The sequence below is a fragment of the Vibrio sp. 10N.286.48.C11 genome (assembly GCF_041469805.1).
GTDB classification, from domain to species: domain Bacteria; phylum Pseudomonadota; class Gammaproteobacteria; order Enterobacterales; family Vibrionaceae; genus Vibrio; species Vibrio crassostreae_C.
Genome location: NZ_JBFRLK010000037.1, coordinates 107,134 through 133,188 on the forward strand (window position 1 = coordinate 107,134; position 26,055 = coordinate 133,188).

The 26,055-nt window shown below is 44.3% G+C and carries 19 protein-coding genes; 10 read left to right on the top strand and 9 right to left on the bottom strand.

Features of this window, described 5'->3' with window-relative positions; translation table 11 throughout:
• Positions 1 to 125: 125 nt before the first annotated feature.
• Complete coding sequence (locus AB4209_RS10535) at positions 126 to 1,268, bottom strand: amino acid permease (RefSeq protein WP_372055831.1); 1,143 nt, start codon at positions 1,266 to 1,268, stop codon at positions 126 to 128.
• A 780-nt stretch (positions 1,269 to 2,048) separates the two neighbouring features.
• Here AB4209_RS10535 and AB4209_RS10540 point away from each other — a divergent pair.
• Positions 2,049 to 3,671 (top strand): methyl-accepting chemotaxis protein, encoded by a 1,623-nt coding sequence (locus AB4209_RS10540; RefSeq protein ID WP_372055809.1) that lies wholly within the window; start codon positions 2,049 to 2,051, stop codon positions 3,669 to 3,671.
• Positions 3,672 to 3,797: 126 nt separating this feature from the next.
• Here AB4209_RS10540 and AB4209_RS10545 read toward each other — a convergent pair whose 3' ends face one another.
• Entirely contained in the window at positions 3,798 to 5,288 is a 1,491-nt protein-coding gene (locus AB4209_RS10545; protein ID WP_372055811.1) for a SulP family inorganic anion transporter, read from the bottom strand.
• A gap of 558 nt (positions 5,289 to 5,846) precedes the next feature.
• Between AB4209_RS10545 and asnS the strand changes: the two genes are divergently transcribed.
• A complete protein-coding gene (asnS, locus tag AB4209_RS10550; RefSeq protein WP_017060416.1) occupies positions 5,847 to 7,247 on the top strand; it encodes an asparagine--tRNA ligase in 1,401 nt (466 codons plus the stop codon).
• A 133-nt stretch (positions 7,248 to 7,380) separates the two neighbouring features.
• Here asnS and AB4209_RS10555 read toward each other — a convergent pair whose 3' ends face one another.
• Together AB4209_RS10555 and AB4209_RS10560 are read right to left on the bottom strand one after the other, a co-directional pair.
• On the bottom strand, positions 7,381 to 7,587 hold the full coding sequence (locus AB4209_RS10555; protein WP_004734707.1) for a hypothetical protein: 207 nt from the start codon (positions 7,585 to 7,587) through the stop codon (positions 7,381 to 7,383).
• 130 nt (positions 7,588 to 7,717) lie between these two features.
• The gene (locus tag AB4209_RS10560; protein WP_372055813.1) at positions 7,718 to 9,118 is read right to left on the bottom strand and encodes a PLP-dependent aminotransferase family protein; all 1,401 of its coding nucleotides are present in this window, start codon (positions 9,116 to 9,118) and stop codon (positions 7,718 to 7,720) included.
• A 218-nt stretch (positions 9,119 to 9,336) separates the two neighbouring features.
• Between AB4209_RS10560 and AB4209_RS10565 the strand changes: the two genes are divergently transcribed.
• From AB4209_RS10565 to AB4209_RS10575, 3 genes are all read left to right on the top strand, one after another.
• Complete coding sequence (locus AB4209_RS10565; RefSeq protein ID WP_017060414.1) at positions 9,337 to 9,636, top strand: hypothetical protein; 300 nt, start codon at positions 9,337 to 9,339, stop codon at positions 9,634 to 9,636.
• Positions 9,637 to 9,885: 249 nt separating this feature from the next.
• Positions 9,886 to 11,427, top strand: coding sequence for an HD-GYP domain-containing protein (locus AB4209_RS10570; RefSeq protein WP_372055815.1), 1,542 nt, complete (start codon positions 9,886 to 9,888; stop codon positions 11,425 to 11,427).
• 202 nt (positions 11,428 to 11,629) lie between these two features.
• Entirely contained in the window at positions 11,630 to 12,820 is a 1,191-nt protein-coding gene (locus AB4209_RS10575) for an amino acid aminotransferase (RefSeq protein WP_372055817.1), read from the top strand.
• 124 nt (positions 12,821 to 12,944) lie between these two features.
• Here AB4209_RS10575 and AB4209_RS10580 read toward each other — a convergent pair whose 3' ends face one another.
• The gene (locus AB4209_RS10580; protein ID WP_017068768.1) at positions 12,945 to 13,586 is read right to left on the bottom strand and encodes an outer membrane beta-barrel protein; all 642 of its coding nucleotides are present in this window, start codon (positions 13,584 to 13,586) and stop codon (positions 12,945 to 12,947) included.
• Between the two features lie 150 nt (positions 13,587 to 13,736).
• On the opposite strand from AB4209_RS10580, the gene AB4209_RS10585 reads away from it, so the two are divergent.
• Positions 13,737 to 15,626 carry a DUF294 nucleotidyltransferase-like domain-containing protein gene (locus tag AB4209_RS10585; protein ID WP_017066062.1) on the top strand — a complete coding sequence of 630 codons (1,890 nt, stop codon included), beginning with the start codon at positions 13,737 to 13,739 and terminating at the stop codon, positions 15,624 to 15,626.
• A gap of 5 nt (positions 15,627 to 15,631) precedes the next feature.
• Entirely contained in the window at positions 15,632 to 16,348 is a 717-nt protein-coding gene (locus AB4209_RS10590) for a 3'-5' exonuclease (protein WP_372055819.1), read from the top strand.
• Positions 16,349 to 16,558: 210 nt separating this feature from the next.
• Here AB4209_RS10590 and AB4209_RS10595 read toward each other — a convergent pair whose 3' ends face one another.
• From AB4209_RS10595 to AB4209_RS10610, 4 genes are all read right to left on the bottom strand, one after another.
• Positions 16,559 to 18,448: a GGDEF domain-containing protein gene (locus AB4209_RS10595; protein WP_372055833.1), complete on the bottom strand. Its 1,890-nt coding sequence runs from the start codon at positions 18,446 to 18,448 to the stop codon at positions 16,559 to 16,561.
• Between the two features lie 20 nt (positions 18,449 to 18,468).
• Positions 18,469 to 19,617, bottom strand: coding sequence for an extracellular solute-binding protein (locus AB4209_RS10600; protein WP_372055821.1), 1,149 nt, complete (start codon positions 19,615 to 19,617; stop codon positions 18,469 to 18,471).
• Positions 19,618 to 19,968: 351 nt separating this feature from the next.
• Positions 19,969 to 21,063 (bottom strand): 3-phosphoserine/phosphohydroxythreonine transaminase, encoded by a 1,095-nt coding sequence (serC, locus tag AB4209_RS10605; protein WP_372055823.1) that lies wholly within the window; start codon positions 21,061 to 21,063, stop codon positions 19,969 to 19,971.
• A gap of 163 nt (positions 21,064 to 21,226) precedes the next feature.
• The gene (locus AB4209_RS10610; RefSeq protein WP_372055825.1) at positions 21,227 to 22,489 is read right to left on the bottom strand and encodes a DUF945 family protein; all 1,263 of its coding nucleotides are present in this window, start codon (positions 22,487 to 22,489) and stop codon (positions 21,227 to 21,229) included.
• A 183-nt stretch (positions 22,490 to 22,672) separates the two neighbouring features.
• Here AB4209_RS10610 and AB4209_RS10615 point away from each other — a divergent pair, with 183 nt between their 5' ends.
• From AB4209_RS10615 to AB4209_RS10625, 3 genes are all read left to right on the top strand, one after another.
• Positions 22,673 to 24,616, top strand: coding sequence for an ATP-binding protein (locus AB4209_RS10615; RefSeq protein WP_372055827.1), 1,944 nt, complete (start codon positions 22,673 to 22,675; stop codon positions 24,614 to 24,616).
• The gene (locus tag AB4209_RS10620) at positions 24,609 to 25,106 is read left to right on the top strand and encodes a response regulator (protein WP_017068761.1); all 498 of its coding nucleotides are present in this window, start codon (positions 24,609 to 24,611) and stop codon (positions 25,104 to 25,106) included. Before AB4209_RS10615 ends, AB4209_RS10620 begins: the two co-directional genes overlap by 8 nt.
• 286 nt (positions 25,107 to 25,392) lie before the next feature.
• On the top strand, positions 25,393 to 25,935 hold the full coding sequence (locus tag AB4209_RS10625) for a hypothetical protein (RefSeq protein WP_017065409.1): 543 nt from the start codon (positions 25,393 to 25,395) through the stop codon (positions 25,933 to 25,935).
• The last annotated feature ends 120 nt before the right edge of the window (positions 25,936 to 26,055 follow it).

Genomic DNA, 26,055 nt, shown 5'->3' on the forward strand with positions numbered 1-26,055 from the left:
GAATCAATCTGTTTTTAATCAGCAGATAATAAAAAGGAACGCCGATGCGTTCCTTTTTTGTATCTGAATTCCGGCCACTTATATCTAAGATGCTCGATTCGCATCTTAGATAATGGACCAAAGAACTAGATCACTTGTGAGATAAGCAGGAAACAACCAAACAGCAGTGAGAACAACATCATTGCGCTGCCACCTTCTGCTCGGTATCGGTCATCAGCAACTTTCATGAAACGCTGTTTGTGGACCATCACCAGAGGAACAAACACCGCTAGGAACACCAAGATGATGCCAGCGTAGTTCAGTACTTGTAGGAACTTGTCTGCAGCAAGCAATGAACCCGCCAACGGCAAGATAAAGCTAATGCAGTACGTTACCACTGTATTTTGGTTGAACATGTCTTTGTTCTGGTTGAACAACGCCATCGCCACACCAAAGAAAGAGGTCAACAACGCCAAGCCCGTGAAGGTAGACAGAACGTTACCCACCCAAGGAGACTGAGCCTCAAACGCCGCCATCAAATCTGATACGTTCTCAAAGCTTCTGAATTGCTCTTCACTCAAGTTGCCCACTACCGCAAACAACCAACACAAGTAACACACTAATGGGATCAGAGAACCGATGATCACCATGTTACGCAGCTGTTTGTCTGTCGCTTCGTGGTTGTAAGAAACCAAGGTTGGAATCACCACCATAAAGCCAAAGCTCGTAAACAGGATGGCACTGGTTTTGATTAGATCAACGTGGTCATGACTGGTTACCTGCATCAAGCTTTCTTGAGTCATGCTCGGCGCCAAGAAAGCCATGGTTGCAAACAAGCTAGCAAGCATCACGAAGAACAATGCTCGGTTGAGCTTATCAATCACACCGGTACCACTTGCGACTACAGCGCCAGCAAGCAAGGTAAACACGGTTTGGCTGGTAGTCGCGGTGATTTCGACGCCAAAGTTAGACAGTAACTTACTCAGCAAGTCACCTGCGCCCAGAATGTAAGCCATTAATAGGCAAATCAACAACGCGTATAGCAAGCCGTTGGTAAGCAACTGACCTTGTTTACCCAAGGTTTTTCGGGCAATAGAGTTTAATCCTAGACCGCCACCCGCTTTGATGGTCGCTTCTAGAAGTAGTAATGCTGCGTAAGTCGTACCGAAGCAGATCAGTACCATCAGCAGTGTGCCGTAAAGCAATCCGAATTGAGCTAATACCATTGGGATCGCAAGCATACCAGCACCGAGAGCGGTACCAGCGATAATTAGGGAGCTACCCATCATTTTAATATTCATTGTTTTTAACTTATTTGTTTAGTTTTTATAGATGTGAGTCTTCGTTCATCGAGCGGATGACAAAGGAGTTCAGATAGAAATAAAGTTATAAAACGAATAACAATAGGAGCGATAAGCGGTAAAGAAGCGTGCAGAGACGTTGTCGAACAGGGCGTTCAAAGGGGAGCTTGTCTTAAAAGAGGTAAAACGAGAAGCATGAGTTAGCATTAACTGATGTGGTGAACCTTCCGTAGGTTCAATAATCGGCGATGTAATCTTGAATTTCATGTATGTGTCCAATAAGTCACATTCCATAGTATTTAAAGCAGCGTATCCGTTGCTGCCCTACCTCTATCATAGAGGTCTTTTCATCTTATCGAATGAGCCTCGAAACACAACGCTATAACCACAATTTTTGCTATTAAATTGAACAAAACAGCCATTTGGATATAAATTAACCACTAAGTCGTCTAAAACAATAGTCTTTATTGATAAAAGACAAGCGGACAAATACATCGAGCTAATTAACAACCTAGGCTTTTCTAATTATCAGCACAATCAAAACTCGATGCTGCACTTCAATTTTCCCAAAACAACAGTCTGTTTTAAGAACAGCGAGGAGCTTGAAGCGCGTTCCATTTCAACACCAGATTCCGCACAAACTTGTTACATCACAGAAACATAACCACAACCGGAGTGTGGTCACACAATTCGTTATACCCCATAGGTGGTAGGAATTCTTACTAGTACAGTATTTGCGTCATTATAATTAATAAAAACAAACACCTTATGCGCTCAACAATCACCTTTAAAATCCTAGTGGCCCTCGCCATCGTGTTCACCTTTTTGCTGGCAATATCGACCTATTTCCAATATTCGCAACAAAAGCAACTTGTAAACTCAGTGTTAAGTGAGCAGCTTCACGACAAAGCAAGTAACTACTTCGATAGCCTCAATATGATGATGCTCACCGGCACCATGGCACAAAAAGAGACCCTTCGTCAGAAAGCACTGGCTCAAGAAGGCATTGAAGACGTTCGTGTTTTACGCGCCGACGCTGTCAGCAAGTTATATGGCCCAGGTAATGACAACCAAACACCGGTTGACGATATTGATAAACGAGCGCTAGCGGGCGAAACCGTTATCGAACCTTTTTCTGCTGATTGGGGCAAAGGCTTGGTTATTGCTCTGCCAATGAAGTCGAGTGAAGATTACCGAGGAACCAATTGTGTCGCCTGTCATATGGCACCAGAAGGTGAAGTCTTGGGTGCGATTCGTCTCGAATATAACCTTAACCATGTTAACTCGCTGATTAACACTCAAACCATGGCTGCTATTGGCATTATGGCAGTGATCTCGTTTGCCGGATTTGTCCTTACGATGGGATTAATTCGTAAGATTATCGTGCGCCCGCTGCAACAGACTTCTCGCTTTATGACCCAAGTCAGCAACGATAAAAACCTATCCACTCGCCTGCCAGAACAAAGCAAGGATGAGATTGGCACGCTGGCTAACTCCATCAACTCGTTCATGGGAACCGTATACGACAGCTTAGAAAAGGTACAAAACACCTCGCACAAACTGAATGCGTCTGCCAACCAACTGACTAGTGTCGCGCAAATTACCGAGCAAGCCGCCAGTGACCAGCAAAGCGAAACCGCCGAAGTGCAACATAATGTCGAAGGAATACAGGCACAGCAAGTCAATGTAGAACAAGCGACTTTAACGGCTTCAGAGCTTATTAATCACACCGCCGATGTGGCATGTAAGAGTGCCAACCAAGCACACGACGCAAGCAGTGAGATAAAAAACCTCGTTAGCAGCATAGAAGAAGTGAAACACAAAATACTGACACTCAATGAGCAAACCGGAGAGGTCTCTTCAATATTGAGTGTGATTCGTGGCATTGCTGACCAAACCAATCTTCTGGCCTTGAATGCAGCGATTGAAGCAGCTCGTGCGGGAGAACAAGGTCGTGGGTTTGCGGTAGTGGCAGATGAAGTTCGCCACCTTGCATCGCGAACCGCAGAAGCAACAGGCAGCATTGAGTCAATCATTCATCAATTCCAGCAAGGCAGTGAAGAGTCGCTAACTTCTGCCGATCGCGTTTGCGAACAAGCCCATCAAAGCTCAACCGATATCGACGCACTTTCAATTGAAATGAATGGTGTGGTCGAAGAGATGAAACAGGTGCTGGCTCACGCACAGAATATTCAGCAGCAAACGCAATCCACCACACAAGCGACTCAAGATGTTCAACAAAAGGTTGAAACCATCACCTCTCACGCCAACAACACATCGCAATCCGCGGCTGAAACTCGCAACATCAGCAATGACTTAGAAGAGCTATCTGATCATCTTGAATCGCTGATTAATCAGTTTACTTTGTCGAGTACAAAGAAGAAGTCATAGATCGCCAACAAAAAAGCGCTCAACAATGAGCGCTTTAACTTCATAACAATGTCTAGTTCAGGCTTTCAGGCTTTCAGGCTTTCAGGCTTTCAGGCTTTCAGGCTTTAAAAGTACCTTAAACCAAGATTAGTGCGTAATGGAAACCGCGGTTAAGTCTTTATGCTTGTGATACATCGCGTGTTTGACTATCAGGTTCGCACTCACGCTATCCATTCCTGACACTTCAACGTAAGCCCCTTTTTTACGGAACTTGAACACAACCTTATCAAGCGCCTCGACCGAGGTATTATCTAAGAATGACGCATCCGATATATCGATGGTCACTAAAGAGGTCGCGTTGTCATAATCAAATAAGTCGACAAACGCATCTGACGAAGCAAAGAAGACATGGCCTTTTACTCGGTGAATGGTGTGCATTTCGTTTGTCACGACTTCATCTGATATAAACACCATGGATTTGCTGGCATGTGCATAAAACAGAGCCGACAGCACCACGCCAACCGCAACACCTATTGCTAAATTATGAGTAAACACCACCACCGCCACGGTTGCTAGCATGGTTACATTGGTTGGCAGTGTGTGATCTTTAAGCTCAACAATGGAACGCCATGAGAATGTGCCGATAGAAACCATGATCATCACAGACACTAAAGCGGCCATCGGTATCAGCTTCAACCAATCAGAAACAAACACCACCATTAGCAACAAAACCACCCCAGCGATCATGCTGGACAATCGGGTTAAGCCACCTGATTTGATGTTAATGATCGACTGACCGATCATTGCGCAGCCCGCCATTCCACCAAAAAGGGAAGCCACGATGTTCGCAACGCCCTGCCCTTTACACTCATTGTTTTTATTGCTTTCAGTATCAGTCAGGTCATCGACTATGGTCGCTGTCATCAAGGATTCCAACAAGCCAACCAGAGACAGAGCAATCGAATATGGCAGGATGGTTGCAAGCGTCTCAAACGTGAATGGAATATTAGGAATCAAGAACACAGGCAGTGAATCGGGAAGCTTGCCCATATCGCCAATCGTTCTCACATCTAAGCCGAAGAGCAAACTAATGATTGTCAGGGTAACAATCGCGACCAGTGGAGAAGGTATTGCGCGACCAAACTTGGGGAAATAAGGAAGCAGATAAATGATCGCCAAACCCAAAGCGACTAACACGTAAACGCTTGAAGGGACGTTGATTAATTCAGGAAGTTGGGCCATGAAAATTAGAATGGCGAGCGCGTTAACAAATCCAGTAATCACCGATTTGGAAACGAAATTCATCAGGTTACCAAGCTTGAGATAACCAGCTGCGATCTGAATGACGCCAGCTAGAAATGAAGCGGCGAGTAGATATTCTAGTCCGTGCTCTCTCACTAAAGTGACCATTAGTAGCGCCATAGCGCCTGTTGCACCGGAAATCATTCCCGGACGACTGCCAACCAAAGCAGTGACGACACAAATACAGAACGAGGCATAGAGCCCTACTTTATGGTCAACGCCTGCAATAATTGAAAATGCGATGGCTTCAGGGATCAATGCGAGTGCAACCACAATCCCAGATAATGAATCTCCTTTAACGTTTGATAACCAGTGTTTTTTTAAATAATTAAGCATGTAATTCTCTTTTACTTGTACAGCCAGTCCTGCCTTGTTGAGACATAATTTGATCGACTGTTTTTCTTGAATGAGCGAGCGCTCGAAAAGTGCGGGTGTAGAGAGAATGCAGGGGTTAAGGCGGCGTAATTAACACGTAGATATTAAACTCCTCTTGTTGCTTTAGTGGGAAATTAAGAAGGTGATCAAGTCCAAAATGACTGAATCCACGCCAATGTAGAGTGAGTCTCAACACAATCACACTCCCATTATTGAAAACAAAGGTTTCGATTACGCCATGCTCGTTCAGCAGCTCACATAGGGTGAAAGGTAAGGCTGACGCTAAGATCGAACAAAAAACACACCCTCAAACCTATTTATCGTCAGTAGACACAATATTTCTTTCACCAAGCAAGAATAAAGGTTGAAGCTGTCGGTATGACAGGTAATATGTTCAATCGATTTAAAAAGTTTATACAACTTAATGTTTCGGCTAATTATTGTGCAAATGTATATTTATTTGCAGCAATGCCAGAGACTTTGAGTTGAATTTGTCCCTCAATGGAGAATGAAATCAACATGACTTACGCGCCTGTAACAGACGTACTTGGCGGCAAGCTAGCGGTAGACAGTGAAGTAACTGTTCGCGGCTGGATCCGTTCACGTCGTGATTCCAAAGCTGGAATCTCTTTCCTTGCCATTTATGACGGCTCTTGTTTCGACCCGATTCAGGCCGTGGTTCCTAATAATCTTAATAATTACGAAAACGAAGTATTAAAGCTAACAACTGGCTGCTCTGTTGAAGTAACGGGTAAGATTGTTGAGTCTCCTGCGAAAGGTCAAGACTTCGAACTAGCAGCAACTGACGTTAAAGTTGTAGGCTGGGTTGAAGACGCTGACACTTACCCAATGGCTAAGACACGTCACTCTATCGAATACCTTCGTGAAGTTGCTCACCTACGTCCACGTACAAACGTGATTGGCGCAGTAGCACGTGTACGTAACTGTCTATCTCAAGCGATTCACCGTTTCTACCACGAGCAAGGCTTCTTCTGGACTTCTGCTCCGCTTATCACTGCATCTGATGCAGAAGGCGCTGGTGAAATGTTCCGTGTTTCTACGCTAGACATGGAAAACCTACCACGCACTGAAAAAGGCGACGTAGACTTCAACGAAGATTTTTTCGGTAAAGAGACGTTCCTAACAGTATCTGGCCAACTTAATGCTGAAGCTTATGCTTGTGCACTAAGCAAGGTTTACACGTTCGGTCCTACGTTCCGTGCTGAAAACTCAAACACAAGCCGCCACCTAGCTGAGTTCTGGATGGTTGAGCCTGAAGTTGCGTTTGCAGACCTTAACGATGTAGCGAAACTGGCTGAAGACATGCTTAAGTACGTTTTCGCTGCTGTTCTTGAAGAGCGCCGCGATGACCTTGAATTCTTCGCTTCTCGCATCGACAAGCAAGCAATTACTCGTCTAGAGCAATTCGTAGACGCTGATTTCGCACAAGTTGACTACACTGACGCAATCCAAATCCTACTAGACTCTGGTAAGAAATTTGAGTTTGACGTTGAGTGGGGCATCGACATGTCTTCTGAGCATGAGCGTTACCTAGCTGAAGAGCACTTCAAAGCACCTGTTATCGTTAAGAACTACCCGAAAGACATCAAAGCTTTCTACATGCGCTTAAACGACGACGGCAAAACAGTTGCAGCAATGGACGTACTTGCACCAGGCATCGGTGAAATCATCGGTGGTGCACAACGTGAAGAGCGTCTAGACATTCTAGACGAGCGTATGATTGCTATGGGTATCGACCCTGAGCACATGAGCTGGTACCGCGACCTACGTAAATACGGTACAGTGCCACACGCTGGTTTCGGTCTTGGTTTCGAGCGTCTAGTATCTTACGTAACAGGTATGGGTAACGTTCGTGACGTGATTCCATTCCCACGTACACCACGCTCTGCAAACTTCTAATTCGAAACCTATTCGATATTAAAAGTTAAGAACAAACAAAAACCTCCGCACTTGCGGAGGTTTTTTTATGTTCGGAATAAAACGAGTCCAGATGCTTCTGCGTGCCACTATCTGAGACTCATTATTTCAAAAGCTAATCCACATCTTGGTCGATAGCGTATTTTATTGCAAGACCGCAAATTGCCATCATAACGAATGGGATCGCGGCAGTGGTGTATTCCGCCCACGCCATATCAGCGAATGCTTTTGCCAGCAGTACGTGGCCGAGAATAAGCAGAAGCGCACACACAATAGCGACAATAATCAGCTTAACTTCATTTCCCATAGTCATTTTCAACATAACGGTATCTCCAATATTTGGTCTACCGTTATTGAATCACAACTCTTTGGTCAATTAGGCGTACAGTTACCCCACAAACAACCCGTACAGTTGGAATGATTGTCTTTTTTATGAGGGACTTAAGGTTTTACTAGTGCGTAAGTTGATGTGCCAGTTTGCCAAGCCAGATGAGCGCCTGTTCTTTCTCTTCTGTCAGTTCATAAGAGAAGTTCAATCGTATCGCGTTATCCACTCTGCCATGCTCACTAAACAGATCGCCAGATGCAACGCTAATGCCTTGCTCGATAGCCAGTTGATGAAACTGTTGGCTGTCGAATTTTTCAGAAAAGCGAATCCATATCAAGTAGCCACCAGCCGGCTCTTCAATCTCTATTGAATGCGGAAAGTACTGCTTAATGACATCGATAAATCGCTCTTTCCTGACGACAAGGTTTTTACGCAGTTTACGAAGGTGATTGTCGTAGCTTTCATGCGTTAAGAAATGAGCGACACCAAGTTGAACAGGAGCGCTACTCGATAACGTAGAAAGAAGCTGTAACTTTTGAATCGCGTCGTTAAAACGCGTGTTCACAACCCACCCTACTCGATAACCAGGACACAAACTTTTTGAATACGACCCACAGAGCAAGACGGAATCGGTCTTATCGAAGGCCTTTAGTGGCTTCGGCTTATTCCCTTCGTAATAAAGATCGCCATACACGTCATCTTCAATAATGTAGGTTCCATGCTGTTCTGCAATCTCTACCACACGGCGCTTTGCCTGTTCCGACAAACTGGTTCCCGTTGGGTTTTGAAAAGTCGTCATCAGCCAACACGCTTTAACATCTTGGTTTTGTAGCGCGTTTTCAAACTGCTCTATATTCAACCCATTGATTGGGCAAACGTCCACTTCGATCGGGTTAAGCCCGAGCCTCTCGACAGCCTGCAGAGCACCATAGAATGCGGGAGACTCAATCACGACGTTATCACCCGACTTGGTGACCGTTTGCAGGCTCAAGTTGAGCGCCTCCATAGCACCCGACGTAATCACGATGTCTTGATGATTAACCGTGATCCCTTGCTGCAGATAACGCTGTGCGATTTGCCTTCTCAAGGACTCACTGCCCGGTGGTAAATTATTTATCACACTCGCGCCAGTCATCTTCCTACCCGCGCTGGCAAGGTTTCGAGTCAAGGTAGGTAACGGGAAAAGGTCGGGATCTGGGAATGCAGAGCCGAAAGGAATCACACCTTCGGCTGAACTCGACTTCAAGAAATCAAATAAGCGGTCATTAATGGCTTTCTTTTCACTAACGAGTGGCTGTGCGTAGTCAACGCCGTCCAGCCTTGGCGCTACAAAGTAGCCCGACTGAGGTTTAGCGATGATCCACCCTTCGCTTTCTAGCAACTGGTAGGCTTGTAAGACAGTACTATTGCTGACGTTGTAATTTCGACAACTCATGCGTACCGAAGGGATCTTCTCTCCGGATCGCCACGTATTGTTGGCTATCTGAGTTCGAATATCCTTTGCAAGCTCTTCATAACGCGCCATCTAATTGTACTACCTAGAGAAATTCTGTGAGCCAGTGATTTTATCACTTACGCCAACAACTATTGCTGCTATCCATATGATCGCACCTAATTTCCACAATAGTGTGAATTGGTTCACAGATAACTTTGTAAGCTTTGCTAAGTTTGTACCCAAGGTAGGAGCTAAGTTGGCTTTCTACCTCAATAATTTGATGTAACCCAAAAACATGCGAGATAACAATGAAAAAAATAGAAGCAGACCAATTAAGTTATAAAGGAGAGTCAAACGGTGTTCACAGTTGGACAACACCGAGCGGTCAGCCATATTACTGGCATCCAGATTGGCTCCATATTGCTGAAGATGCGACAGGCTCACATCCAAAGCAAAAGATCGATGTCGAACAAGACCAAGCACCAACGGAAAAACACGCGGTGTCTGCTATTCTGAAACACATCAACCAATGGGCTGCAGACAAACTAGCGTCTCACCCTGAGATTGAAACCGGCTCAATCGAAGCTGAAATCAATCTCAAAAAGTAACGGGGTAAAGTAGATAGCAAACTCAATCACTCGCGATTCTAACCAGTACACAGACTGAATAGCCTCGAACCTCGACCGAGGCTATTCAAGTATCTTCATAAAAATGCTGCAATAACCCCCACCTAGCTAACAAATCTCTAACACAAACCAGTTTCTTGTATCAATCCACGAAAGCTATCGATAGAATTTCCGGTCTTATTCACGTCACTTATGCTAATCATTCGCAATTCTAAAGTCGTGAATCAATGAATGCGTAAATCTAATAAGAATGAGAACAAAGGCTTACCGATGTATACTTCAAATTACAATCAATCGCTAACGACTAAGTTATACGTCATTGCTGGCGTGCTGTTTGGCACCTATGGCAGTCGGGTGTGCCCTATGCTCGATAGCTTAACGACGTTAGAGATTTTCACACAAGTCAGTATTGTGTTTATCTTATTATGGCTCGCACGTTGTTACCCATTGGCGCAACATACCTTGGTCAAGCAAGGCCGATTCGCGCAACTCGATACCCTGCTATTTTTTGCTGCAAGTGTGCCTTTCGCGCTCTACTACAACTTAAGCTATGAATTCACCATAGATAGTAATTTGAAGGTGCTGTTTGGCATGAGTCTATTCGGCTTCTTTACCGGAACCATTCTTCAATTGAATGCCAAGCTCAGCCAAATGGATAAAATGGAGACGACTGGACAATTCGACTTCCAACTGGTTGGTGAAAGAAGTTCACTGGTCAAGCAGATGATAGGCTTGGTTATCGTGCTTCTGGTAACACTGACGACTATGTTGACGATGATTGCTGTCAAAGACATCTTCTGGTTAGAACATAACCCTGACCGCTTATTGGATGGCACCGGCAAGATCAGCGTGATCAAAGAGTTTATTTATTTGGCTGTGGTACTGGGTGGCTACGCGATAACCATCATGACGCTTTGGAGCAAGCTAATTAAGCGTATTCTCCTAAGCCAAGAGCACGCATTAAACAAAGTCACCAATGGCGAGCAAGGCGTTCGCTTACCTATTTTCGGCTACAACGAGCTTGGCTCAATGGCATCTATGACCAATACCATGCTTGATAGCCTTGAAACCGCGCAAAACGAAGTCAAAACCACACGTGACGTGGCCATTGTGAGCTTATCGGCATTGGCTGAATCTCGAGACAATGAAACGGGCGCACATATCCTAAGAACTCAAGAGTACGTCAAGGTGCTCGCACAAGAGCTCAGCAAATCAGAAACCCACTCAAGCTTGTTAACACCAAACTACATCGAGTTGCTCTACAAATCTGCGCCTTTGCACGACGTGGGCAAAGTAGGTGTTCCTGATAGTGTGTTATTGAAGCCGGGCAAATTGACGGACGAAGAGTTTGAGATAATGAAAGGTCACCCCGCGATTGGGGCTGAAGCGTTATCTATTGCAGAAAAGCAGTTGGGAAGTAGCTCTTTCTTAAGAGTCGCAAAGGAGATATCTCTGACTCACCACGAGAAATGGAATGGCAGTGGTTATCCTAATCAGTTGTCTGGTGAAGATATCCCGTTATCTGGCCGTTTAATGGCATTAGCTGATGTTTATGATGCGCTCATCTCGAAGCGAGTCTACAAGCTAGCCTTTACTCATGAACAAGCTAAACAGATCATCTTAGAGGGCAATGGGACGCATTTTGATCCGCAAGTTGTCCAAGCTTTTCTGGTCGTCGAACAAGCGTTTGTTTCAATTGCTGCGACCTACAAAGATGGCAAAAATGTAGCGAGTGAACTCGAGCGCGAAAGCTTTATTGCTCAACCAGCGTAATCTATTCAAAATCCACTAACTTCTTGCACCCTATAGGTTAATCCGTAGGGTGTTTTGTTATCAAATATCCTCTTTAGTCAATAAATCTGATTGAAATGGATTTTTTTTGGTCTTTCTGTTCACTTCGTATTGTCTTAAAAATTCCATACAGGTATAACTACCCATAGATACTATCCCCTCTCAATTGACATGGATGAAGATTATGTTTGAAAAAGTGTTAGCTGCTCCCGCCGATCCTATCCTCGGCCTTACTGAAGAGTTTAAAAAAGACTCTCGTGCAGAGAAAATCAACCTTGGCGTTGGCATCTACAAAAATGAAGATGGTCAAACACCAGTACTTAAAACAGTAAAGAAAGCAGAAGCTGCACTTCTTGAAAACGAAAAAACCAAATCTTACCTAACGATTGAAGGTACAGCTGAATACGGTCTAGCGGTTCAGAAACTTCTTTTCGGTTCAGACGCAGAGATCGTTGCATCTCAACGCGCTAAAACAGCACAAGCTCCAGGTGGTACAGGTGCACTTCGCGTAGCGGGTGAATTCATCAAGCGCCAACTGGGCGAAGTGAAAATCTGGATCAGTAACCCAACTTGGGCTAACCACAACGGCGTTTTCGCAGCTGCGGGTATCGAGACAGCTCAATACAGCTACTACAATGCTGAAACAAAAGACAAAGACTTCGCAGGCATGGTTGCAGACCTAGAGAAAGCTTCTGAAGGCGATATCGTTCTTCTTCACGGCTGCTGTCACAACCCAACAGGTATCGACCCAACAACTGACGAGTGGGAAGTGCTGGCTAAACTGGTTGCTGAGAAGAAACTGCTTCCTTTATTCGATTTTGCTTACCAAGGTTTTGCAAAAGGCGTTGAAGAAGATGCAGCTGGTCTACGTATTTTTGCTCAATACAACAAAGAGATCCTTGTTGCTAGCTCGTTCTCTAAGAACTTCGGCTTGTACAACGAGCGTGTTGGTGCATTCACTCTGGTTGCTGAATCAGCAGACGTAGCAACGACAGCATTCTCTCAAGTTAAGAGCATTATCCGCTCTATCTACTCTAACCCACCAGCCCACGGCAGTGCTGTCGTTACTCACATCCTTGGTGATGCTGATCTACGTGCTGAATGGGAAGCAGAAGTGGCAGAAATGCGTGGCCGTATCCAAGAGATGCGTGAACTATTCGTAACGACACTGAAATCAAAAGGTGTTGATGCAGACTTCACATTCATCGAACGTCAAAACGGCATGTTCTCGTTCTCAGGTCTAAGCAAAGAGCAAGTAACTCGCCTAAAAGACGAATTCGCAATCTACATTGTTGGTTCTGGCCGTATCAGTGTTGCTGGTATGACTAAGTCAAACATGGGTCCTCTATGTAAAGGTATCGCTGCGGTTCTTTAATCGAAAAGCGAAACCTGTATTTGCAGACCAATAGATGTGTAAAAGCCAGCAATTAAGCTGGCTTTTTTGTGTCTGTCTCTTTGTATATAAGAGCTATTAGTGCACTTAGCCTTTTCGTTACTGGCTAATACTCTAGGAAAAATTCCACTCCTAGCTCGTGAGTACGCTCGCTACGAATTTTACCTTCACCATCTCGATGTTGATATGACCCACCAATCGCAAACTTATTGGTCACTAGATAACGTAAACCTAAGTGATAGACCTCTTCATCAAACAGGTCACTTCGATTCACTTGCACACTCCCGTTAGCTATCCAACGTTTCGCAAAGCCATAGTTAAGCTCAGCTTTTACCCCTTGGATGAACTCAGTGTCTGAAGATTCAGTTCGGTTGGTGTCATTATCTTCAACCTTACCTTTTGTGATACCAAGCAGGTAGTAAGCCACTATATCTAAATCTTTCTTAATGCTGTAACGGTAACCAACACCTGGCATCAGCGTATCAATTCGAGTTGTGGTGTCATCAGGGTGAATAAAGCGTGCGCTGTAGTCTCCCAGCAACAACCAATCATCCGTCATCGCGTAACTGACGCCTAATCCATACGACGAGGCGTTATTATTACTGCCTGCATCTTCATTTAAACTGCCCGAATGCGCCGTGGCATAAATATGGTCGTAATCTAAAATATCCACCGCGTTAGTGTCCGCCCACAAACTTGGAGAAAACATAAAAACCGCAGATACAAAACTAAGCTTCCACTTCGACATTCCTATCATCCTTAAACTGTCACTCCATTAATTGAAAGGTTAGTCTATCCATAAGACTTTAAAAAGGTTTTAGCTCACAGATTGATTTGTGACGGCAAAATATTATCAAATGTTGTACCATGAAATCATACAAACCAATGGATGATCATTATGGATGCTGAGTTATTAGAGATTCAAAACTTTCTGGCACAATACCCCCCTTTCACAGAACTCCCTGAGGAGATGTTGGCGAAAGTGACCAGTAGCGTGGAAATTTCTTATTACCGCCAAGATACCCCTATCATTCACTTTGGTGATCAAATTCATGACTTATATATCGTTCGAAGTGGCGAAGTCGAAGTCTACCGTCGTAAAGGCGAACTCTATAACCGCCTTGATGAAGGCCACTTGTTCGGGCAAATGGGTCTACTGACCAACAACAAGGTTCGTTTCCCAGTAAAAGCGACCGAAGATACTCTTCTCTACTGCATTCCTGAGCCAATTTTCCAAGAGCTCTACGACAACTACGACTCCTTTGCAGATTTCGTAGAAGTAGAAGACAACGCCCGTCTTCGCCAAGCAAACTCAAGTAATAACGATGCCAACGATCTCACGACATCCAAGGTAAAAACGCTACTGACTAGCGAAGCGCCGATGATCGAGAAGACTCGTACGATACAACAAGCCGCGACGATGATGGCCGAAGACAATGTCTCTTCCCTGCTGATCATTGATCCAGAAATCGTTGAAGATGATGAAGATGACTCAACACCCGTGATTGGCATCATCACCGACCGAGATTTATGTACTCGCGTTTTAGCTGAAGGGCTTGACCCATCGGATGAAGTCTCTAGCGTAATGACACCTGAGGTTATCTCTCTCGATCACAATGCTTACGTATACGAAGCTATGATGACCATGCTTCGCTATAACGTGCATCATTTACCAGTGCTTAAAGATAAGAAGCCGATTGGTATTATCGAAGCGACCGATATTGTTCGTTATGAGTCTCAAAACTCGCTATTATTGGTAAGTAGTATCTTCCAGCAACAAAGTATCGAAGATCTGAAGGTGCTTTCCGAGCAAGTAAAAGACAGCTTTGTGCGCTTAGTTAACGAAGATGCCAACGCCCACATGGTGGGTACTGCAATGTCGGTAATTGGTCGTAGCTTTAAGCAGCGAATTATCGAACTGGGCGAAGAGAAATTGGGCAAGTCGCCTATTCCTTACTGTTTCCTCGCACTGGGCTCTATGGGGCGTGATGAGCAGCTGCTGGTTACCGACCAAGATAACGCAATCATTCTTGATGATACCTACGACGAGAAAAAGCACGGTAAATACTTTGAGGAGCTGTCGACCTTTATTTGTGATGGCTTAGATCAGTGTGGCTATGTGTATTGTACTGGCGATATCATGGCGACTAACCCAACGTGGCGTATGACTCGTCGACAATGGGAAGAGTGCTTTGCCGATTGGATTGATGATCCAAACCCGAAAGCACTGTTAAATGCTTCAATCTTCTTCGACTTAGATGGCGTTTATGGTCGTCTGAAATGGGCCGAGCAATTGAACAGCTTTATTGTTCGACGCGCACGTAAGAACAATCGCTTCTTGGCGTGCCTTGCACGTAACGCACTCAACCGTACACCTCCGCTCGGCTTCTTCAAAGATTTCGTGATGGAGAAAGATGGCCGTCACAACAACTCTATCAACCTTAAGCGTCGTGGTACTGCGCCACTCGCCGATTTGATTCGTGTTCACTCGCTCGCGGTAGCGTCTCGCTCTAAGAACTCGTTCGAACGCTTAGATGACATTATTGACGCCGGTATTCTGCCAAAAGGCCGAGCTCAAGATTTGAAAGATGCGATGGAGTTTATCTCTCTGGTTCGTATTCGCCACCAAGCACACGATGTCGACAACAACATCGAGCCTGATAACAACATCGAGCCAGAGAACCTGTCTGACTTCGAACGACGTAACCTAAAGGATGCATTCCAAATATTAAGTAATGCGCAAAACTTCCTTAAGTTCCGTTATCAAGCCAGCAACAAGTTTAAGTAGGGTCTATGAACAAAATATTCAGATCACCTGCGGTCGATTGGCCATTTAAGTTTGCTCAGAAGCTTGAACGAGCGAGAGACGAGCGCTTAAAGCACTTTTATAGCCAGCCTCTTCCTGCGCCTGATACGCCACTTTCAGAAGTGATGTTTTTGGCTGTCGACTTTGAGACAACGGGGTTAAACCCAAACAAAGACGGCATCATTACCATTGGTTTAGTGCCATTTACGCTCAATCGCATCTACTTGCGACAAGCCAAACACTGGACTCTAAGACCAAAACAGAAACTTGAAGAAGAGTCTGTCGTGATTCATGGCATCACTCACAATGACATCATTGATGCGCCAGACCTTAGCGAAGTGTTGGGCGAGATCTTAGAATCAATGGCGGGACATATCCCTGTGGTTCACTATCGTCGTATCGAACGTGACTTTTTGGACAATGCATTGAAAGTGCGACTCGGTGAAGGCATTGAGTTCCCAGTCCTCGACACGCTGGAGATTGAATCTCAGATCCAAAATAAACTGGCTGGCGGCTTGTGGAACAAGCTGAAAGGTAAGAAGCCAGCTTCAGTGAGACTGGGTCAGAGTCGTCGTCGATACCATCTGCCCGACTACACGCCGCATCATGCATTAACTGACGCTATTGCGACCGCTGAGCTACTCCAAGCGCAAATTGCTCATCACTTTGACTCTGAGATGCCTCTGAAGAGTTTCTGGCTCTAGCTGAGTTACGTAAGCTAAATACAAACACAAAGCCCATCAACTTCCATTGGTGGGCTTTTTCATTTTTATCGTCTGTGTTTAAGCAACGGTTGGCCCGACTAAGCGCATTTCCCATAAGCGTTTAAACATATTATAACGTCACACCGCAGCAGTTCCGCTCTAATGGACGTCGAAAATCGTGATCGCTATTTGTCAGCGTGATTGGCATTATTACTTCCCAACCACAGACAACGTTTGGTAATAAAGACGCTTTTGCTGATACATATTCTCATCAGCGACTGAGAACAATTGCTCAACGTCTGTTGAATCACTAGAGGCTGCACCAATCGAGAATCTGACAGGAATAGAGATACCCGCTTTAGTCTCGATTGCCTGTTGCTCCTGAGCAATGTACAACTGCTCAGTCATCTTTGCGACATTGAGCGAACTCGACTCACCAGACGTTAAGGTAAGCACCGCAAATTCATCTCCACCCAAACGGTATAGATTACTGGCAGGTGTCAATTCGTGCCTGATTACGTCTACGCAGCGCTGTATCAGCTCATCCCCGATCTCATGCCCATGAACATCATTGGTCGTTTTCAAGCCATTGATATCAATAATGATCAAAGAAATCTGATTTTGATTGTCGTTAATGCTGCGTTTACTGAATTCGAGATCTTCATTAAAAGCTTTACGATTCAAACAGCCAGTCGGCATGTTAATCCGTGTAATATTTTCGAGCTCTAGCCAACCAGCTAACTGTTTTTGGTACATGTCAAAAATCAGAAGATCTTCTTCACTGAGGACATCAAATGAACTTGAACAAAAATACCCGATCGCCGTCCCCTGTGAGTCACAGAGTATCAGGTCAGCCTCGCCAGTCCGGTTAAAATGAAACTGAATCGAATGTTGAACAAGTAATGTCTTTAACTCTTGATCGACCATTTGAGGAATCAACCGATATTCAGCCGCGTGTCTTGATGATGCAAACTGAACGATCTTCAAAATACGATGCTTCTGGGATTCTTCACGCGCGAGCGAATTAGTTAACTTGCTGGTTTTCTCTTCGACTAAGTCCTCTAGCTGAACATTAAATCTTTCGAGTTTATCGTTACTTTCGGTAAGCTCACGGACTTGATATTGTATGCGACCCCACAAGGTTTCCAATAAACGACTCAGCGTGACGAACTCTGTAAAACGATGTTCATCCACACTATGAGTCGGTGACTGGTTATGCGAATACGACGTAACAGATTCAGCCAACAAGTTTAACTGCCCTGAGAACCAGCGGCTTAGGAACAGAGCAAACACAATCGAGATGGCAAGCGTCGCCACCAATATTCTGACAAAGACCACCTGAGCTTGTTGCATCTCTAATAAACGCTCACTGTCGGAAATATGATGTTTGACGTTCAGTACCAATTTGTCGGTAAAGAATGTGCTGTCGATAGAGATAATGTTCGCACTTTGTTCAGAAGATTGAGCATCCGTTGAATCAATATAGTTAAACTCAACCGACTCATTTTGATAAAGGAAAGGCGTCACTTTAGTCTTAAGTCTGTCATACCCCATAAGAACCACAAGATAACCCTGCGGCGTGTATGTAGAACCTTCTACCAAACGATAAGGTAAAATCGGCGCGACAAAAGCGATACCTGCAGCGGCATTATCCGCCACTTCAGTTTCGGTAAACTCGGTGTGGAACAATTTCCCTTGCCCATAAACCGATTGAGGACGCTTCAAGCTTTCTAATAACTGGCTCTGCTCAAAATGGTACAAGCTGCCTTTGCTGTCATAAATGGGCTTCCAGTTTTGGTCCAGAATATAAGTCGCGGACACACTCTCCGCTAGCGCATTGAAGCTATCCATCTTGTCCCAAACAACACTCGAGAAAAAGATATTACCACCCGCTTTAATCAATGATCGGTCATGCGAATACCATTGAGTTAGGCTCGCCGTCAGCTTAATTTGCTCTTGTACAGTTTGACGAATACCGCTCGTAGAGTTGTCCAGCTTGGTTTCTTTTTGCTCTAAAGAACTTTGGTTTTGTTTATTGAGAATCAACTGTCCCGCTAGGTAAACAGGAAGCATTGAGCAAGCCAGCAACACCAAGCCCATGGTGTATTTTAATGATAGCTTCAATCTCTTACCCTCATATTCGCCGAGTAATATTGAACAAAATCATTGTAAAATTTATGCAGTTCACTCTTTGGCATCCCTGACTTGTAACGCTGATACGCCCGAGCCGATGCCTCCCAAACGATCGCCATCTTGTAGTCACTCGACATCATTTGCGATGCTTGAAACTCATCGTACATATTTGAAAGTGTCTGGTTACCTTCCTCAACACGGCGTTGATTAACCTCATAAAACGGCGAAACCATGGCACTCGAGTGAGCTAAAGAGGTGAAACTGTTTGATTGCAGGTATTGAACGACTTCTTTCAAAGCCAATTTCTTATCTGGGTTTTGCATGCCTTTTTCCGTGACAGCAAAAACCTTTGCGCCACTAAATGAAGACATACTTTCACCACGATAGGTCGGCAACGAATTGATGTACAAATCTCGACCAAAGGCGGCATCGAGTTCGCTGAACGCCCAATCACCGTCAATCAAAAACTCGACTTCCCCATTGATGAACCTCTGCCTCGCGCAAATATCGCTGCACGATGATTCGATGACTTTTTTCTGCTGCAACATGTCGATGAAATCAAAGATAGCAACTAACCCTTCACCATTAACATTCTTCGACGATAATAAGTCTTCAGAAAAAAGCTGATAGAAAGCTAGATAGAAGTACATGTTTGGATTGGGAAAAAGCACGCTCACTTGATCGGACTGAGCAGAGCGTTCAATTAGGCTCTCCCATGTCACGACTTGCGCTTGAGGCTTGCTCGAATACAGAACGACTTGGTTTCCAATACCAACCGGTAACGCCTTAAGCTCACCGTTGATGACCACTGCATCGAGCGCTTTTTTCTCATAGCGTTGGGTATCGACCCAAGCATCAGGAAGCGTCGCTAAATCGATATATTCAGTTAGACCTAAGAAGTCAGAAGGAACCCAGATGGCGTCGGGAAAGGTATTGTCTCTAGGATCAGCAACAAGCAGTTCAGAACGAATACTGTTGACGTCAAACGAACGAATTTCTACACGATGATCAGTCATCGCTTCGATATGTTCTTTTACATAATCGGCCGTTTCATAATTAATACCAGCCCATATTTCAAGTGTGGACGAACAAGCAACGGCCGGAAATAGCATCGCAAATAGACTCAATAACCTCACACTTGGTTCCTTGTGGTAAAAATTAGACGTTGGATTTTAATCGCCCATCAATAAACCGGGCGATGCGGCTTATCGCTCACTGCTCATGATTAGAGACCTAGCTTTGGGCGACACGTTATATAGTAAAAAGTGCCTAAATAACAGTTGATACTCTCGCTTTAAGAGAAAGGTCTGCTCATTCTGATACATCCGTCATATCTCTGGATGACTGTTCTTACAATAAATCAACATACCATACCCTTTATTATTAACGACAAAAAAAATGCCGCAAAAGCGGCATCTATCTCGTTCGGTGCATTCGACACAGTAAAAATCAAATAAGCAATTTATCAGTCAAAGCCCTATCATCGATTAAGCGTATTTCTCTTCGAAATCTTTCATGAAGCTAACCAGCGCTTGAACGCCTTCCAGAGACATTGCGTTGTAAAGTGAAGCTCTCATTCCACCTACTGCTCTATGGCCTTTCAGTGATTTCAGACCTGCAGCATCAGCCAATTCTAGGAACTTGCCATCTAACTCAGGTTTCGCCAGTTGGAACGGCACGTTCATTCTAGAACGGTTTGCAGTGTGAACATCGTTTTTGTAGAAAGCTGAGCTATCGATTGCATCGTAAAGCAGCGCTGCTTTCTCTTTGTTCACCAACTCCATCGCTTCAACGCCACCTTGAGCTTTCAGCCACTTGAACACAAGGCCTGATAGGTACCAAGCGTAGGTTGGTGGTGTGTTGAACATTGAGTCTTTTTCAGCAAGTACTTTGTAGTTCAGAATACTCGGCAACACGTCGTTTGCGAGTTCGAGTAGATCATCACGTACGATTGCAATGCAGATACCCGCAGGGCCGATATTCTTTTGCGCGCCCGCGTAGATAACACCGTACTGAGACACATCAATCTTACGAGACAGAATGTTAGATGACATATCCGCTACGATTGGCTTATCCGTTTGAGGAAGCTCGCTGATTTCAATACCATCGATGGTTTCATTCGGACAGAAATGTACATACGCAGCTTCCGGGTCAATTTTCCAATCTTTAGCTGGAACAACCGCTGCTTTACCATCAATTGACGTCTTCGCGTTGAATACATCGATTTCGCAATATTTGCTCGCTTCAGTCACTGCACTTTCTGCCCAGTAACCCGCATCAATGTAAGTCGCTTTCGTCGCATCACCTAAAAGGTTTAGAGGAACAGCAGCGAATTGAGCACGAGCGCCCCCCTGACAGAAAAGAACTTTGTAGTTGTCTGGGATGTTCAGAAGATCACGTAGGTCCTGTTCGGACTCGTCAGCAACTTGAATAAATTCCGTGCTGCGATGGCTGATTTCCATCACGGAAGTCCCTAAACCATTCCAATCAATAAAGTCCGCTTGCGCTTGTTTCATTACCGGTTTAGGCAGTGCAGCTGGGCCAGCACTGAAGTTGAATACGTTATCTAATGTAAGTTCCATGGGGATGATTGCTCCTGCTAAATAATAACTATGCAAGTAATACCATGTTTTACCCAACATAAAAACAACAAAAGAGGTCTTAAGACCTCTTTTGTTTTGTACCGTATAAAATGTTTAAGCTTAACCTGCTAAATCACCCTATCAGTATTCACGCCTGCTCTGTTTATTGAACCAAAACCGGCATAAGTAGAGCGATTAATGGAATTTCTTGTCCATTTTCGAACACTAGGTTTCCATTTTCTAAGTCAGCGCTGATTTCATAACCACTGTCTGTTTCCTTGATCATTTCCATCACAAGCAATTCATCGATACCTTCACGGATGAATGGATACTCTTCAACAAGTTCATTTGAGAAGCTAGAGTGAACGTTGCCCGTTAATGCAGGCATGATCATCGAAGGGTTGCTGCTGATGTTTTCGGTCCCTTCCGGCACGCTCACCAACCACTTAGATTCGAACTGTCCCTTACCTAACTCTAACGACATGTTGTTCATTGAAAGGTCGAAACCTTTAGCAAACAGGATATCGATAAATGGAATGATCTCTGCAACGTCTTCTTGCGTCATCACAGGATTAGATTGGTAAATCTCAAAGATTTTCTCAAACGACTCGCTATCCAACTTCGACATTTCAAAATCGACGTTTAGGTTGTTCAACTGGCCTTCAATGGTCTCGATGTTTGCGATATCCAGCTTGAGGTTGCTGCGCAGACGCTTAGTTGCTTCATCTAGATGTGATTCAAAATCGTACTTAGAATTTTCAATGGTCATGAAAGGCTGCATTGCAGAATCTGAAACCAAGAAGCTATCGATAGTAAAATTCTGAGTACCTAACCAGTAGCCTTTCGCTTGTTGGCCTGAACCCACACCTTTCAGATTAGAAAGCGTTACCTCTTCACCGGTTTCAAAATCAATTTGAACTGAAGGGATTGAAAGCTCGTAATCAACTTGGCCTAAAACAGTCGCATGGCCAGAAAGATTCGATTTAGTGATCGAGACCGAAGTCCCATTCTCATCAGAACCTTGGTGATTGAACTGGCTTAACTCAAAGTTAAAGTCAGTGTTGCCGTTTAGCTCAGTACTAGTGGTCAGAGTTAAAGGCAGAATATCGGTATTCTCAAACGTCGACAGTGCATTTAGACTCACCAAACCATGGCTAACCGCACTATTTATGACAAACTCACTCGGCAACCCATCAATCGCAAGTTGCTCTTTCAGGTTTTCATCCGTCACAGTTAAACGAGTGGTTACGTTGGAAGACAAGTAACCTCTATCGTATTCCACGATCTCAGCTTGAATGCTTGAATTGTTAAGCTTTGCAACGCCATCGGTAATCGCATTTTGTCCAATTTGCCCAACCGCTAGCGGCCAACAAAGTGCCAGTGAGATTGCTCCGCCAATAGCACCAATTTTTCTTAACTGTTCCATGAGTTCTCTTTCTACACGTGTCTATTTTTTTTAGTCTAACCCATCAGTAGCAAACAAGAAACATTGAGTTAAATCAGTCTATTGCTCGATACTTCGATTGCCTCAATAAATTAACGGCTAGCTCTCATCCTTATTCGGCGGTTCTTGCTAGGCTAAAGACGTCGCTACTATTAAGGTTGAGCTGTGAATCAATACGCTGTTATCTGTTTGGACAATAATCCGGTTAGCATTGAAAGAATACGTTCGGAGCTGGCTCCGTTGGCTTCTGTATTCGATATTTATACTGCCGAGAACATAGAAGACGCACATCACGCATTAGAAGATATTCATGATCACAACCAAACCGTTGCCTTGGTGATCACTCATCATCATTCTGAATTTAATGGCGTGCAATTCCTGATTGAACTTGAACAGCTGCCCCATAGTAATACCGCAAGAACGATATTAGTCAGCGCTTCGTCAGACATTCAATCCATTTTAACCGCTGTGAATGAAGGTAGGCTCAACCACTGTTTAACCAAACCGGTTCAAGATCAGGTTCTGTTCAAATCAGCGCAAAAAGAGCTGACCTCTTTTGTTATCCAATACGACTCAGAAAACCTGCTCTCTTACAGCGATGCATTGGATCAACAACGCTTACTCAGAGCGCACATTGAGCAAAAGATTCACTCTTTCCAATCGGGTTTCATTCACGACTACCACCAGCTTTCTGATAATGCCCTTGCAGAACGTGTCGTCAGTGCCTTACAAGATGTGTTTTCAAAAGATGACAAAACTAAGGCCATTCGTGACTATTCCCCCGAGCATCTACTCACTGTGGAAGGCGAAGACAATCGCTTTTTATGGCTGATCATTGAGGGTGAAGCAGCTCTTTATAAGAAAGATGAACTTGGGCAACAGCGGGAAGTGGTACGTCACTCCAAAGGGAACATTGTTGGCGGGATGTCATTTGTAACAGGCGAGCCTTCGTTTTCTACGGCGATCACCCTAACGCAGACTCGCGTTATCAAACTGGATAAAGATAGCTTTGCTCAGGTGATGCATTCAAACAATACCCTGCTGCCTTTATTTACCAATCTATTGCTCCGTCATTTTAATCGACGTTTGCAACGCAGCATCACCAATAAGATCAAACTGCAGCAGACACTAGAATCATTAGAGTCTGCACATCAACAACTGATCGAGAAAGAGAAAATGGCGATGCTCGGGCAGCTAGTCGCGGGAGTCGCACATGAGCTGAATAACCCGATTGCTGCCATATTAAGAAGCATCGAAACTCTGTCAGACCATCTCGACCAAATATTGGCAAACCTATCCGTTCCAGAGTCCAATAAAGGGACTGACGTACTGGCACATTCAAAGTTAGCTAAGCCACTATCAACAGCCCAAGAAAGACAGCTCGTAAAGCATCTTACGTCGACGATTAATGACCGTGCTTTAGCAAAAAAAGCCGTGAGACTAAACCTAAGCCAAGACTCTACGGTTCTAAACACATTAAAGGCGTCCCCTGTCGCAGGCAAAGAGCTGCTCAATGACTTAGAGCATTACCATTATGTTGGAAACTCTATCCGCTCAATTCAAGTGTGCAGCAAGCGTATTGCCGATATGGTCAAAAGCTTAAAAAGCTATGCTAGAGAAGATGAAGAAGTTCGCCACTACACAGATATCCACGAAGGGCTTGAAGATACCTTAGTGATCTTCGAAAACAGGCTTAAACACCACCAACTCGAAAAGCATTACGATACCGACTTACCGCCTTTATTGTGCCAGTCGCTCTCGCTGCAACAAGTGTGGACCAACCTTATCTCCAATGCGCTCGATGCCCTATCTGAACGAGGAAAAGTGACCATCACCACTTCTCAACAGACAAAAGGCGACGACGCGTTTCTTGTGGTGCAAATCTCCGATACTGGCCACGGCATTGCCAAAAAAGACATCAACACCATTTTCAACCCAAATTTCACGACTAAAAAAGAAGGCAACTTTGGTTTAGGGATTGGGTTATCCATTTCTCAACAAATCGTTTCGGCTCATCAAGGGTTTATTTTGGTGGAGTCAGAGGTAGGCAGCCATACAAACATGCAAGTGTGGCTTCCATTCAAACAAGAAGGAGCACCTCATGAATAAGTACCTAATTTTATGTGTCGATGATGAACCTGAAGTTCTCAATAGTGTCCTTCAGGACTTGGCGATATTTGAAGAGAACTTTCTGGTTGAAGGTGCAGAGTCGGTCGGTGAAGCCAAGCAAGTAATCAAAGAAATGGGACAAGATGGTATTAAGCTCGCGTTAATCTTGTGCGACCACATCATGCCAGAAAAGACCGGCATCGATTTTCTGATCGAACTCAATCAACACGACGCTACTAAACCAACACGTAAGCTGCTGCTCACAGGGCAAGCAGGGCTGGAAGATACCGTCACGGCCATTAACAACGCTGCACTTGATTTCTATATTTCAAAACCTTGGCAAGGCGATCAACTGAGAGACACGATTACTCAACAATTGACTGACTATGTCATTGCCAACGACAAGCAATTGCTAAACTGGACTTCCATCTTAGATACCGAGCGCATACTGACTTCAATGGCGGATAAACGCACCAGTTTTGGTGAATAGCACTGATTGGTTAATGGATACTGAGAATAGCGTCATCCGATATAAAAACCTTCCAAATGTATACAAATTTTGGATAATTCGCTCGTCTATTTTTCTCATTCGCCATAAACATGAGATCTCCGTTACATACTGATCCTTAATTTGCTTGTTTTTTAACTAAATGAGTAAGGTTTTACATTTTAAAGGATTACTTTTCCGTGAGTTAGATTAAACTGTCTCAATGTTTATGGTTTGCCGATTTGTCTCAAACCAAAGGAATTAACACTAATATAGGTTTACGGTCGTTATGCGCAAAATTCTACTTACTACCGCTATGCTATTGGCTTCTGGTCAAGCACTAGCTGTTGATGAACAACCACAGGTAATGAGCAACTTTAACTATGATTACTTTGAAGCACGTATCGGTGCTAGCCCAGTAACATTTGGTGGTGCGTTCAGTAAGTCCATTCACCCGAACGCTCACGCTATAGCACGTATCGATTCAGAATTTGAAAGCGATTACGACTCAGCTGTAGGTCTTGGTTTCCACGCTCCATTAAACAACTGGGCAGACCTAACAGGTGAAATGCTAGCTCGTATCGTTCAACCTGAGAACTCAAGCTCTACTGATATCGGTATGGAAATCAACATTGGTGTTCGCCAATGGCTTGGTCCACAACTAGAAGTTGGTGGTAAAGGTGGTTACGTTTCTATCGATGACAACGATGATTGGACAGGTTCTGTTTACGCGCGTTTCCACTCTACAGAGCTTTTCTCTCTAGGCGCTGAAGCTCGTATTAACGACTTCTACGGTGACCAACTTATGTTCACTGCTCGCTTCAAGTACTAATACTTAAAGCCAAGCTAGCTCTTAACGAGCACTTAGCCTTTTGATACTTAGTCTTTTAAGAAATCCGACTAAGACAGAAACAAAAAAACCGAGGACATTCCTCTAATGCCGTTCACTTAA